This window comes from Herminiimonas sp. CN (genome assembly GCF_000622895.1).
Classification (GTDB): Bacteria; Pseudomonadota; Gammaproteobacteria; order Burkholderiales; family Burkholderiaceae_D; genus AVCC01.
This window is the reverse complement of the sequence record NZ_AVCC01000026.1, coordinates 25,946-38,842: the sequence shown is the minus strand read 5'-3', so window position 1 is coordinate 38,842 and position 12,897 is coordinate 25,946. Positions and strand designations below refer to the sequence as shown.

The following is a 12,897-nucleotide window of genomic DNA, read 5'->3' as shown; positions in this document are numbered from 1 at the left end:
GCATGCAACGGGTGCCGCAAGCCCCTGCTGCACGCAGGCAACACCACATCAATCAAGTTAGACGGAGACTGCAAATGAACCAGAAAATCGATCCAATCACGCTGGCGGTAGTGCGTGGCGTGCTCGAGACTACCCAGCGCGAAATGACTATGACGTTGGAAAAGACTGCCCGCTCCAGCGTCTTCAATGTCGCGCACGATTACAGTAATGCGATCTTCAACCATCGCCCGGAAATGATCCTGCAGGGGCAGGATATCCCGATTCATCTGGGCGGCCTGATTCCGGCCATGAAATGCGTGGCCGAGTATTTCGGCGACGACATCCACGACGGCGACATCATTTACCACAACGACCCGGCCTATAAGGGCAGCCATATCGTCGATTGCTGCATGTACAAGCCGGTGTTCTATAAAGGCGAACTGGTGTTCTGGACCGTCTGCAAAGGCCATGTGACCGACATCGGCGGCCCGGTGCCGGCCGGCTACAACCCGGACGCCAAGGAAATTTACGCCGAAGGCTTGCGCATTCCGCCGGTCAAACTGTGGGACAAGGGCGTGGCGCGCAACGACGTGATCAATTTCATGCTGACCAATATGCGTTCGCGGCGCGATCAGGAAGGCGATTTGCGGGCCCAGCTGGGTGCAGTCACGGTCGGCGCGCGCAACCTGATTGCGCTGCTCGACAAGTACGGCATCGAGACTGTGCAGGGCTGCGTCGATGCCTTGCTCGACATGGCGGACCGCCACATGCGCGATTTGATCCGCAGCTTGCCGGACGGTACTTTTTCCGCCACCGCCAAGCTGGAAGATGCGGGTCACGGTTTTGGCGAAATCACCATCGGCGCCGAAGTCACGGTGGCCGGCGACGAATGCCGGATCACGATTTCCAGCCCGCCGCAAATCCCGTATTTCATCAACTCGTACGAAGGCAATTCGATCTCTGGCGTGTATCTGGGCCTGATGATGTTTGCGCAAATCGATCCGCCGTACAACGAAGGCCTGTACCGCTGCATTTCGGTCGATCTCGGCCCCAAGGGCACGCTGTGCAATGCGCTGGAGCCGGCGCCGCATGTGAATTGCACCACCACCCCGATGGAGACGCTGGCCGATGCGGTGCGGCTGTCGCTGGAACAATTCGCGCCGGAACGCGCAGTCGGCTCCTGGGGCCATTCGAGCGGCGTGAACATTGCCGGCTTCGACCCGCGCAACAACGAGGAGTACGTGACGATGGTGCTGGCTTCGCTGATTTCCGGAGCCGGCGCCACCGCTTACATGGATGGTTGGCACTCGGTCGGGCCGCAATGCTGTTTCGGCGCACTGTTCTCCGGCGATATCGAAACGCTGGAATATTCGTATCCGATCCAGATCCACCGCTACAGCCTGATCCAGGATAGCGGCGGTGCCGGCAAATACCGCGGCGGCTGCGGCACGGTGTGGGAAGTGGAGCCGCTCGGCCACGAGATGACCGTCATCAGTTTCGGCGAAGGCCGCCACTATCCGGCGCTGGGCGCAAACGGTGCCGAAAGCTCCTGCCCCGAGCTGAAGGTCGGCTGCATCGAGCTGAAAGATGGCGACCAGGTACTGGAAGTGCTGAAGAAAAACACCATCCTGACCATCCAGGATGGCAAGCGGGTCGCCACCTCCAACCCGGGCGGCGGCGGTTGGGGCAAAGCATTCGAGCGCGACCCGCAACAAGTCGCAGCCGATGTGCGCAACGGCTTCGTGTCGCTGCAAGCGGCGCGCGCGGAATACGGGGTGGCAATCGACCCGGCCAATTTCACGGTGCAGGAAGAGGCGACCCGCAAGCTGCGCGCAGCGCGTGGCTGATACGCAAAAAATACTCCACGACATAACCAGAGGAAGAGACAAATGAAACAATATCGATTAGGTGTGGATGCAGGCGGCACTTTCACGGATTTCGTGCTGGCCGATCAGGACGGCAATGTACGCTTATTCAAGGCCACCTCGACGCCGGAGGACGGCACCAGGGCAATCGCCGACGGCTTGCAGCAAATCGCCGCCGCGCTGGACAAGCCGGTCGCACAGATACTCGCCAATACCGAACTGTGCGTGCACGGCACCACCGTCGGGCTGAACGCACTGATCCAGCACAAGGGCGTGAAAACCGGCCTGATTTGCACTGCCGGCCACGAGGATTCGATCGAAATCCGCCTCGGCCACAAGGAAGAAGGCCATCGCTACGACGGCCAGTATCCGCCTGCCAAAATGCTGGTGGAGCGCTATCTGCGCCGGCCGGTGCGGGAGCGTGTGTTAAGCGACGGCAGCATCAAGACGGCGCTGAACGAAGGCGATGTGCGCGCCGCCTGCGCTTTCTTCAAGGCCGAGGGCGTGGAAGCGGTCGCGATTTCCTTCCTGTGGTCGGTCGCCAACGAGCAGCATGAACGGCGCGCAGCAGAAATCGTGCGTGAAATGCTGCCGGAGGTCTACGTCTCGGTCGGGCTGGAAGTCTATCCGCAGATGCGCGAATACACCCGCACCTCGACCGCAGTGACGAATGCCTATCTGGGCCCGGTGCTGGCACGCTACGTCACCAAAATCGACCAGTTCTTCAAGGACCACGGCACCAAGACGCCGGTGCGCTATTACCAGTCGAACGGCGGCATGGCTTCGCACGACGCGATGGTGTCGCGCGCGGTCAACGCGATCAATTCCGGCCCGGCCTCGGCGCCGCAGGCCGGCCTGTACGTCAGCCGGCCGCTCGGCTTCGACAATATCATCACGGTCGACATGGGCGGCACCTCGTTCGACATGACGCTGACCAAGAATGGCGTGACCAATGTCAGCAAGGATATCGATTTCCTGCGCTACCGGATTGGCACCCCGATGATCCAGGTCGAAACCCTCGGCGCCGGCGGCGGCTCGATCGCCTGGATCGACTCGATGGGCTTGCTGAATGTCGGTCCGCAAAGCGCCGGCGCCAGCCCCGGCCCGGTATGCTACATGCGCGGCGGCACCGAGCCGACCGTGACCGACGCCAATGTCGCGCTGGGCTACCTGAATCCGGTTTCCTTGCTGGGCGGGCGGCTGCAAGTCGACAGTGCCGGCGCGCGCCAGGCGATTCTCGATCACATCGCCAAGCCGCTCGGCATTTCGGTCGAAAAAGCAGCCTACGGCATCTACAGCATCGTCAACAACAACATGGTCAACGGCATCCGCCGCGTCTCGATCGAACGCGGCTACGACCCGCGCGATTTCGCCCTGATCGGCGCCGGCGGCGCAACCGGCCTGCACATCACCGCACTGGCCCGGGAAATCGGCATCACGACGGTACTGGTGCCGAAATTGGCGTCCGGCCTCTGCGCATTCGGTCAAATTCTGTCCGACATCAAGTACAACTACATGGCGGCGTGCCCGATGCGCCTGGACGAGCGGGTCGATCTGGCGCGGGTCGAGCAGCGCTTTGCCGAACTGGAGAAAAACGCGGCAAGCGCGCTGGAGCAGGACGGCATCCCGCGCGAGCGCATCGCCATGCGGCGCAGCATGGACATGCGCTATGTCGGCCAGGTGCATGAATGTGCGGTCGATATCGGCGAACTTCCGGTCAATGACAGCACCATAGCCACGATCCGGGCTGCCTTCGACACGCTGCATGAACAGTTGTTCACCTATAGCGAGCCGCAAAGCATGGTGGAGATCGTCAACATCGAAAGCACCGTATATGGCCGCAACCCGCCTCTGGTACCGCCCACCATCGCGCTGGGCAAGCAGGCGAAAAACGCCATCAAGACCCATCGCGACATGATTTTCTCCAGCGACGGCATGGCGCTCCATACCCCGGTGTATGACGGCGAACTGCTCGGCGCCGGCGATGCGCTGAGCGGTCCGGCAGTGATCGAGGAAGTTACCACCACCATCGTGATAAATCCGGGCTGGCATGCCCGGCTCGATGCCAGCGGCACCTACGTCATTACCTACCGGGACCAGAAAACGGACTGAGCTGCACCCTCAGTAAAAAACAACCCGGCCTGCGGGCCGGAGCAGATAAAAAGCAAGGAGACAAACATGGCAAGCACCCAACGCAGGATTTCCCGCCAACCGGCAAGCTACATCAACCCGCTTCGTTTTGACGATCAGGCCGGAAAGAGATCGTAATTAGCCGCAGTACAGGATGGCAAATTAGATAATTTATTCTCATACAATTCGGAGGCAATATGGCTGGCAAGATTGAAAATTCGGCAGGTGATTCGGACTACACCGCAGCACCCGTACCATCCAATGAACGAATGCAGAAAGGGGCGCTGACCATGGCATGGTGGGGCGTGTGCAGCGCGATGTTTTACATCGTGGTGGCGGCGACGCTGGCGATCCAGTTCGGCACCCGCAACGCCATCATCGGCATGGTGCTGTCGGTCATTGCATACGGCTTGATCAATAGCGTGATCAGCCGCTATGCAATCAGGACCGGCCTTTCGGTGGCCCTGTTTTCCAGGGTATTGTTCGGCAACTTCGGGGCCGCGCTGGCGACCCTGATCTTCTTTGCCACTGCGGTGTATTTCTCGGTGTTCGAAGGTTCGGTGATCGCGATGGCGATTCACGATTACTTCCCCGGAGCCAGCATCAAGTTGGCCTATCTGATCGTGGTCGTGTATAGCGTGATCCTGATTTTCGGCAGCATCCAGACCTGGCTTGACAAACTCAACGGCGTATTGCTGCCGTTTTACATCATCGGCCTGATCGCCGCAGTGGTTCTGACCGTTTCCGAATACGGCTACAGCAATGCGTGGCTGAATGTCGGCCCGCAAAGCGGCGAAGTCAGCCATGGCTGGTGGAATTGCTTCACCTACTTCATGGGTGTCTGGATACTGATGATGTACACCTTCGACTATGCGCGCTTCGGCCGCCAGGAAGATGCAAGCTACCATGCCAACTTCAATTTCGGCATGCCTTTCTACCTGTTCACGTTCGTCATCAACGGCGTGATCGGCATATTCCTGGCAACCACCATCAAGACCGAAGGCGGCCTGAGCGAAGTATCGATTGTGCTCGGCCTGCTCAAGCTGATGGGGATCTGGGGCCTGGTATTCGTCTGGGTCACGCAGACGCGCATCAATACCGCGAATTTCTATCTGGCCGCAGTCAACATGGAGGCATTTTTCCAGAATATTTTTGGAATTCAGCTGCCCAAGTGGATGTGGGCAATCGTGGTCGGTGTGCTGGTATACGTGATGATGCTGGTCAACGTGTTCAGCTACATCCTGCAGGCACTGGCTTACCAGGGCGTGTTTGTGGTGGCGTGGGTCGGCGTGGCGCTCACGCATATCCTGTCATCGACTTACGACAAGATGTTCTCCGGCCGGATCGAATGTCACCATGAACGGGTGCCGGCCTTCAATCCGTGCGGGCTTACCGCATGGTTTTTGGGTACGGCGGTGGGCCTGGCGTTGATGCATGCCAGCGGCGGCCTGGAAACTTTTTCAGCACCGGCAACTTTTGTGGTGTCGATCGCGACCTATGCGCTGATGCTGACGCGCGCCAAGAAACAGTGGTTCGTGCTTCAGGGCTGCTAATCCAGGCTCAGGCCATCGGTGCGTATCCGTATGCGGGAGCGAAAACTCCCGCATATCACAGCCTTCCAACAAACAAACCGGCACAAACCGGCTCATTTTTCACTCCACCAAGCATTTTTCCGCACGCCGCTCGAGCGCCGCATCGCGCCAGGGCTGGCGGTCGCAGGCGGATCGAAATCCAACCGAAGCATTTCATTCACACCAGGGAGTACAGCAATGCAGCAGCGCGTAGCGGCAATACCGACCGTACAAATCGACAATCAGCGCGTCACCGTGACCGAATGGCGCTTCCCGCCCGGCGCCGAAACCGGCTGGCACTGCCACGGCTACGACTATGTGGTGGTGCCGCAGACCAGCGGCCAGCTGCTGCTGGAAATCAAGGACGGCAACCGCACCGTCGACATTACCGCCGGCCAGTCGTACACCCGCAGCGTCGGCACCGAGCACAATGTGGTCAATATCAATCCGCATGAATTCGTCTTCGTCGAGATCGAACTGAAACCGTAACCGGCATCCGGTGGGCCGGGCAAAGAAGCATATCCAAGGCCATCCGCGCACTACGAAACAGGCTTGCAATCATGTGGATAACGATACAAATTCATGACCTTGTGCTGTTGCTGACCGGCTTGGTATCGCTGTTCAGCCCCCCTGCCGTGATCGGGCCGTTCGCTTTATTGACCTACCCGTTTCCGGCCCTGATACAGAAAAAAATCGCGGTTCGGATGGGCATTTTCATCGCGGCCGTATTGACGGTGTTTGCCTGGGCCGGCCAGTTTTTGCTGGTCGTGCTCGGCATTACGGTTCCAGCACTGACCATGGCCGGAGGTATCGCATTGCTGCTGTCGGCTTTGCCGATCATGCTGGGGCAGGGAATTTCGCCGATTGAACTGGATAAGGCAAGCAAACCCGGCCGAGACGACTGGCGCGCCTTGGTTGCAGTGCCGATCGTGTTTCCCCTTTCGGTCGGGGCCGGGATGGTTTCCCTGATTATCGCAACCGCCGGACGATTTAACTCAATCATTGATCTGGTCGGGATTTCTTGCGTGTGCGTGATTTTTGGCGCGCTGGCAGGGCTGACCCTGTATTTTGCCAAACCCCTCGGCACCCTGCTGGGGCCGGGCGGCCTGGCCATCCTGAGTCGGATTTCCGGCGTCACCCTGACCGCGATTGCGGTGCAGTTGCTGGCAAAAGGCATCAAGGAATTGCTGCCCGGGCTTGGGTAAGCGGCACGACGGTTACTTTTCCACAACAATTTCACGGACGTTTTGTTTGCGCAACTCGCTCGGCTTCAAGCCGAATTTCTGCTTGAACGCATTGCAAAACTGGGCCTGATCCGAAAAACCCCATTGATATGCAATTTGTCCGATCTGGGTACTGCCGGTGGAGCGGCACAAATGCTCATGGGCCGCCTGCAAGCGCAGATCCCGCATCCATTGCGATACGGTTTGATCGGTTTCCTTGAACAGCAAGTGCAGATAGCGGGTCGAAATCGCACACGATTTGGCGATTCGCTCCGGCGTAAGGTCGGGGTCGGACAAGTTGCGCCGCACAAACTCCTCGACCCGTCTCAGGTGCGCGCAACGCACCGCGGAATTATTCGAATGCAAGATCCGGGGATCGGCTTCCAGAGTCGCTGCCAGCAACTCCATCAGCTGCTGGCCCATCACAGGCGCAATCGATTGGGCCAGATGCTCCTTGTGCCGGACGATAAGTTGCAGGTAGTCATGAAACAGCATGCCGATACCTGACAAGACATCGAACTGCATCGCGCAAAACCGGTCGGGATTGCGAATCCGGTTGCGCAGTATGCTGCCCGGTAATTTCACCACCCACATCGCATTCGCTTTTCCGTATCCGAACTGGTACGGCTCGTTGCTGTGCTCCAGAACGAAGTTTCCGGGCTGGCATACAACGCTTCTGGTGAATTGCGTAAATTCTATGCTGGTCTGTTCCGGGATTGTTACCAGGAAATGTTCTTCCTCTTTCTGGCAATCGGGCCGCAGCCGCTCATAGCAAAGCGCATTCGACTGCAATCGTGAAATCGATACCGCACCGATTTTCCAGGACTCGAGCATCCCTTCAAAATTGTCCGCCTGCGGAAAGCGCAATTGCAAATTGAAATAGGTGTTGCCGATTACCTCCTGCCAGTACCGGTGATGGAGTTGTCCCGGCGCTCCATTAGTCGTGTATCGCTGATACATCTTTGTCTCCTGCACTCAGCTGCGCATCGCCGCACCGGATCGGCATAGCGGCCTGCCAGCTGCATCTTATTTCTTATCGCTATTTTCTACCTTTTACCGCTGATTTCAAGATTTAAGATTAACATTTTCGGTTCTGCAGACAATAGAACCAACATGGCAATCAGACCCGGGGCGCATGCAGCGCCAGTAATATGTCCAGGTTTTTCCTGCAACTTCAAATATGTCCCCTGTACGTGCAAAAACGGGCGCCTGAGGCGCCCGTTGCAGCAAGAATCAGATTCCGCCCATGCACATGTACTTGATGATCAGATAGTCATCCATGCCGTAGGTCGAGCCTTCGCGTCCCAGGCCGGACTGCTTGACGCCGCCGAACGGTGCGATTTCATTCGAAATCAGGCCGCTGTTGATGCCGACCATGCCGGACTCCAGGCCTTCGGCGACGCGCCAGGCGCGGCCGATGTCGCGGGTGTAGAAATAGCTGGCCAGACCGAATTCGGTATCGTTGGCTTGCGCCAGCACCTCTTCCTCGGTCTTGAAGCGGAACAACGGCGCCAGCGGGCCGAAGGTTTCTTCCTTGGCCACCCGCATCTCGGTGGTGACGTCGGCGATGATGGTCGGCTCGAAAAAGCTGTGGCCGAGCGCATGGCGCTTGCCGCCGGCCAGCAGGCGGCCGCCTTTGGCCAGCGCATCGGCAATATGCTCTTCGACTTTTTCGATCGCCTTGACATCGATCATCGGCCCTTGCGTGACCCCCGCTTCCTGGCCGTTGCCAACCTTCAGCTTGGCCACCGCCGCCACCAGTTTGGCGGCAAACGCGTCATACACCCCATCCTGCACATAGAGGCGGTTGGCGCAGACGCAGGTCTGGCCGGCATTGCGGTATTTCGAGGCCAGCGCGCCTTCGATCGCGGCATCCAGGTCGGCATCGTCGAACACGATGAACGGCGCATTGCCGCCCAGCTCCAGCGACAGTTTCTTGATGGTCGGCGCGCTTTGCGCCATCAGCAGGCGGCCGACTTCGGTCGAGCCGGTAAACGTCAGTTTGCGCACGATCGGGTTGCTGGTCATCTCGCCGCCGATGGCGCGCGAGGAACCGGTGATGACGCTGAAGATCCCGGCCGGAATCCCGGCCCGTTCGCCCAGTACCGCCATTGCCAGCGCCGAGAACGGGGTCGCTTCGGCCGGCTTGACCACCATCGGGCAGCCTGCCGCCAGTGCCGGGCCGGCCTTGCGGGTGATCATCGCGGACGGGAAGTTCCACGGCGTGATCGCCGCGCAGACGCCGATCGGCTCCTTGACCACCAGCAAACGGCGGTCCGGCCACGGCGATTGCAAGGTTTCGCCGGCGATGCGCTTGGCTTCTTCGGCGAACCATTCGATGAACGAGGCGGCGTACAACACTTCGCCTTTAGCTTCCGGTAGCGGCTTGCCCTGCTCGGCGGTCATGATCAGCGCCAGGTCATCGGCATTGGCCAGCATCAGGTCGTTCCACTTGCGCAGGACGGCGCTGCGCTCCTTGGCGGTTTTCTTGCGCCAGGCCGGCCAGGCGGCATTGGCGGCCTCGATTGCGCGGCGGGTTTCGGCCGCACCCATCTTCGGCACCGTGCCCAACACTTCACCGGTGGCAGGATTGGTCACGGCGATCGTGCTGCCGTCATCGGCATCGCACCATTTGCCGTCCAGATACGCTTGTTGTTGCAACAGCGATGGGTCTTGTAATTGCAGCATAAAAAATCTCCGTAAGGTGGGTTAAATTCTGGCGGCAGCCTTGTTGCGGCCGCGCAGCCATTCCAGAACCAGTAGCAGGCAGGTGGAAAACACGATCAGGATGGTCGCCAGTGCGGCGATGGTCGGGTTGATGCTTTCACGGATGCCGGTAAACATCTGGCGCGGCAAGGTCGACTGGCTCGGCCCGGCCAAAAACAGCGTAACGACGACTTCATCGAACGAGGTGGCAAACGCGAACAACGCGCCGGAAATCAGGCCCGGCGCAATCACCGGCAGCGTGATGCGGAAAAAGGTCTGCAACGGTCCGGCACCCAGGCTCAGGCTGGCGCGCACCAGGTTGTGGTTGAAGCCTTGCAGTGTGGCCGATACCGTGGTCACCACGAACGGCGCGCCCAGCGCCGCATGGGCCAGGATCAGGCCGGTGTAGCTGTCGGCTAGGCCGATTTTGGCGAAGAAGAAATACATGCCGACGCCGACCACCACCACCGGCACCACCATCGGCGAAATCAGCACCGCCATCAGCAAGCCCTTGAAGGGGAAGTTGGCCTTGTTCAGGCCGACCGCGGCCAGCGTGCCGAGCACGGTCGCCAGAATGGTCGCCAGCGGCGCGACGATGAAGCTGTTCTTGGCAGCGCGGATCCAGTCTTCGGACTGGATCAGATTCTGGTACCAGCGCAGCGAATAGCCGGGGATCGGATAGGACAGGAAGGTACTGTCCGAAAACGACAGCGGCATGATCACCAGAATCGGCAACAGAAGAAATACCAATGCCAGCACGTTGAAGCCACGCAGGAAAAAGAACCAGACGCGCTCGAGCAGCGAGACATAAGGCGGAAATAAAGGCAGGGAAGTTTTCATGATAGTGATCCCGGTTACATGCTGACTTCAATTTTGGCGAAGCGCCGGTAGACGCCGTACAGCACCAGGGTGGCGGCAAACAGCAAGGCGCCGAGCGCGCTGGCCATGCCCCAGTTGATGGTCACGTTGGTGAAGTAGGCCACGTAATAACTGACCATCTGCTCGTTCGGGCCGCCCAGCAGAGCCGGCGTGATGTAGTAGCCGAGCGCCAGGATGAATACCAGCAGGCCGCCGGCGCCGATGCCGGGATAGGTTTGCGGCACGTACACGCGCCAAAAGGCGGCAAACGGATGGCTGCCGAGCGAAACCGCAGCGCGCATATAGGTCGGCGGGATCGCTTTCATCACGCTGTACAGCGGCAGGATCATGAACGGCAGCAGGATGTGGGTCATCGAGATATACACGCCGATGCGGTTGAACAGCAGTTCCAGCGGCGCTTGCGTGAGGCCCAGCGCCATCAGCGCCTTGTTGACCAGCCCTTCCGACTGCAGCAGCACGATCCAGGCCGCGACCCGCACCAGGATCGAGGTCCAGAACGGGATCAGCACCAGGATCATGAACAGGTTGGCGCGCCGCTCCGGCATGGTCGAGAGCCAGTACGCCAGCGGATAGCCGATCGCCAGACAGCAGAGGGTAGCCACCAGGCTGATCCAGAAGGTGCGACCGAAAATTTCCCGGTAGGCCGACATGTCTTCCGGTATTTTTGTAATGTGGCCCATGCTGTCCTGTTGCAGGTCGACCGAGGCCAGCAGGTAATAGGCTGAATATTTGGAGCCGTTCTTGGCGATCACGCGCCAGAATTCCGGTTGCCCCCATTGTTCATCGAGTTCGATCAATGCCTGCCGGATGCCGGATGCCGGAACCGGCTTGCCGTCGGCATCGACCGGCGGCATCGCCCGCATCGTTTTCAGGATTACAGAACGGGCACCTGGCAGTTCGCTATTAATGCGCCGCGCCAGCGTGCCGGCGGTATTTTGCTGCTTGGCCAGGGTCAGATCCTGCGCCAGCGCAACGAAAGCGGCGTCGCCCGGCATTTCCTTGCGGTCCCAGTGCGACAAGGCGGCAACGGTGTGCGGCAGGGTCGTGGCCACTTCCGGGTTTTCGATCGCGCGCTTGAGCAGGACCGCGATCGGCACCACAAAGGTGATCATCAAGAAAATCGCCAGCGGCGCAATCAGCGCCAGCGCCATGGTGCGCTTGCGCAGTTGCGCCCGGCGCAAGTCGCGCTTGAGCTGCGGCACGGAGGGCTCGATTGCGGCCGCGTCCAATGCTATGCCAGATGCCAGTGAACTCATAATTGAAAATACCGGAAAATAAAAGTACTGCCCGCAGCACCGCCGTGAGCAGCATCAAACCCCGTCACGCGTCAGCCCAGTGGGGCGCGCGACGGGCGAGGAGACGACTTATTTGGCGTACATATTGAGCGCCAAACCAAACGCAAACAGCAGATGGGACGGACGGAACCCGCACAGAACAATCGTCGCCGCGCGGATTGCACTCCGCCCCATCGCCCTACTGCATGAAGCTTACTTGGCAGCCCAGGCGGTGAAGCGCTGCTCCAGGTCTTCGCCATGATCGGTCCAGAATTTCAGATTATTCTCAACCGCATCCTTGGCATTTTTTGCCGAGCTTGGCAGATTCGCCTGAACCTTGGCATCCAGCAACTTCATTGTGCCAAGGTTGGTAGGACCGTAAGCGATCTTGCCGGCATAGTTCTTTTGCGCTTCAGGCGAACTGGCGTAAGCGATGAATTTCTCGGCTGCGGCCTTGTTTGGCGAACCCTTTGGAATCGCCCAGTAGTCCAGATCGTAGATGCTGCCGGCCCAGACTACCTGCAGGTTCTTGCCTTCGCGCTGGGCGGAATCGATGCGCCCGTTGTAGGCGGTGGTCATCGTCACGTCGCCGGCCACCAGGAATTGCGGCGGCTGCGCGCCGGCTTCCCACCACTGGATGTTAGGCTTGAGCTCGTCGAGTTTCTTGAACGCGCGCTCGACGCCGGCCTTGGTTGCCAGCACCTTGTAGACATCCTTGGTCGGCACGCCGTCGGCCATCAGCGCGAATTCCAGGTTATAGCGCGCACCCTTGCGCATCGCGCGCTTGCCGGGGAATTTCTTGACGTTCCAGAAATCGGCCCAGCCGGTCGGCGCAGTCTTGAGCTTGTCGGCGTTATACGCCAGCACGGTCGACCACACGAAGGTGCCGACGCCGCATTCGTGGATCGCTTCCGGCATGAAATCGGATTTTTTGCCGATTTTTCTGTAGTCGATTTTTTCCAGCAAATCTTCTTCGCAAGCACGGCCGATCACGCCTGCTTCGATTTCCACCACATCCCAGCTGACTTTTTTGGTTTCGACCATGGCCTTGACTTTGGCCAGCTCACCGTTGTATTCGACCATCACCACTTTATTGCCCGTCGCTTTTTCGAACGGCTCGATGTACGCTGCTTTTTGCGCGTTGCCGTTGGCGCCGCCAAAGTTGACGACCGTGATTTCGGCCGCGTGCGTGAAGCCGACCAAGCCGACTGACAATGCCGCCGACGCCAGAATGGGTTTGAATAACAGTCTCATTGCAACTCCTCTATAT

Annotated in this window: 10 protein-coding genes; 5 read left to right on the top strand and 5 right to left on the bottom strand. The window is 59.4% G+C overall.

All coding sequences use genetic code 11. The features are described 5' to 3' along the window. Positions 1–74: 74 nt before the first annotated feature. From HMCN_RS0107905 to HMCN_RS0107885, 5 genes are all read left to right on the top strand, one after another. The gene (locus tag HMCN_RS0107905) at positions 75–1,826 is read left to right on the top strand and encodes a hydantoinase B/oxoprolinase family protein (RefSeq protein ID WP_025916873.1); all 1,752 of its coding nucleotides are present in this window, start codon (positions 75–77) and stop codon (positions 1,824–1,826) included. 42 nt (positions 1,827–1,868) lie between these two features. Next, positions 1,869–3,956, top strand: coding sequence for a hydantoinase/oxoprolinase family protein (locus HMCN_RS0107900; RefSeq protein WP_025916872.1), 2,088 nt, complete (start codon positions 1,869–1,871; stop codon positions 3,954–3,956). A 215-nt stretch (positions 3,957–4,171) separates the two neighbouring features. Further along, a complete protein-coding gene (locus HMCN_RS0107895) occupies positions 4,172–5,527 on the top strand; it encodes a cytosine permease (RefSeq protein WP_025916871.1) in 1,356 nt (451 codons plus the stop codon). 216 nt (positions 5,528–5,743) lie between these two features. Continuing rightward, positions 5,744–6,034 (top strand): cupin domain-containing protein, encoded by a 291-nt coding sequence (locus HMCN_RS0107890; protein ID WP_025916870.1) that lies wholly within the window; start codon positions 5,744–5,746, stop codon positions 6,032–6,034. 71 nt (positions 6,035–6,105) lie between these two features. Then, complete coding sequence (locus HMCN_RS0107885; RefSeq protein WP_081801449.1) at positions 6,106–6,750, top strand: MarC family protein; 645 nt, start codon at positions 6,106–6,108, stop codon at positions 6,748–6,750. 12 nt (positions 6,751–6,762) lie between these two features. Here the strand turns inward: HMCN_RS0107885 and HMCN_RS0107880 are convergent, their stop codons facing one another. The 5 genes from HMCN_RS0107880 to HMCN_RS0107860 form a co-directional block, all read right to left on the bottom strand. After that, positions 6,763–7,728 carry a helix-turn-helix domain-containing protein gene (locus HMCN_RS0107880; RefSeq protein ID WP_025916868.1) on the bottom strand — a complete coding sequence of 322 codons (966 nt, stop codon included), beginning with the start codon at positions 7,726–7,728 and terminating at the stop codon, positions 6,763–6,765. Positions 7,729–8,001: 273 nt separating this feature from the next. Continuing rightward, positions 8,002–9,456, bottom strand: a complete 1,455-nt coding sequence (gabD, locus tag HMCN_RS0107875) for an NADP-dependent succinate-semialdehyde dehydrogenase (protein ID WP_025916867.1) — start codon at positions 9,454–9,456, stop codon at positions 8,002–8,004. Positions 9,457–9,477: 21 nt separating this feature from the next. Next, positions 9,478–10,314: an ABC transporter permease gene (locus tag HMCN_RS0107870; RefSeq protein WP_025916866.1), complete on the bottom strand. Its 837-nt coding sequence runs from the start codon at positions 10,312–10,314 to the stop codon at positions 9,478–9,480. A 14-nt stretch (positions 10,315–10,328) separates the two neighbouring features. Then, positions 10,329–11,609, bottom strand: coding sequence for an ABC transporter permease (locus HMCN_RS0107865; protein ID WP_051566835.1), 1,281 nt, complete (start codon positions 11,607–11,609; stop codon positions 10,329–10,331). Between the two features lie 231 nt (positions 11,610–11,840). Further along, a complete protein-coding gene (locus HMCN_RS0107860; protein ID WP_025916864.1) occupies positions 11,841–12,881 on the bottom strand; it encodes an ABC transporter substrate-binding protein in 1,041 nt (346 codons plus the stop codon). Positions 12,882–12,897: the final 16 nt, after the last annotated feature.

Excerpts from the sequence above, each read along its gene's own strand:
- HMCN_RS0107905 (WP_025916873.1), top strand. The coding sequence starts at position 75 with ATGAACCAGAAAATCGATCCAATCACGCTGGCGGTAGTGCGTGGCGTG.
- HMCN_RS0107900 (WP_025916872.1), top strand. The coding sequence starts at position 1,869 with ATGAAACAATATCGATTAGGTGTGGATGCAGGCGGCACTTTCACGGAT.
- HMCN_RS0107870 (WP_025916866.1), bottom strand. The coding sequence starts at position 10,314 with ATGAAAACTTCCCTGCCTTTATTTCCGCCTTATGTCTCGCTGCTCGAG.
- HMCN_RS0107890 (WP_025916870.1), top strand. The coding sequence starts at position 5,744 with ATGCAGCAGCGCGTAGCGGCAATACCGACCGTACAAATCGACAATCAG.
- HMCN_RS0107880 (WP_025916868.1), bottom strand. The coding sequence starts at position 7,728 with ATGTATCAGCGATACACGACTAATGGAGCGCCGGGACAACTCCATCAC.
- HMCN_RS0107895 (WP_025916871.1), top strand. The coding sequence starts at position 4,172 with ATGGCTGGCAAGATTGAAAATTCGGCAGGTGATTCGGACTACACCGCA.
- gabD (WP_025916867.1), bottom strand. The coding sequence starts at position 9,456 with ATGCTGCAATTACAAGACCCATCGCTGTTGCAACAACAAGCGTATCTG.
- HMCN_RS0107860 (WP_025916864.1), bottom strand. The coding sequence starts at position 12,881 with ATGAGACTGTTATTCAAACCCATTCTGGCGTCGGCGGCATTGTCAGTC.
- HMCN_RS0107885 (WP_081801449.1), top strand. The coding sequence starts at position 6,106 with ATGTGGATAACGATACAAATTCATGACCTTGTGCTGTTGCTGACCGGC.
- HMCN_RS0107865 (WP_051566835.1), bottom strand. The coding sequence starts at position 11,609 with ATGAGTTCACTGGCATCTGGCATAGCATTGGACGCGGCCGCAATCGAG.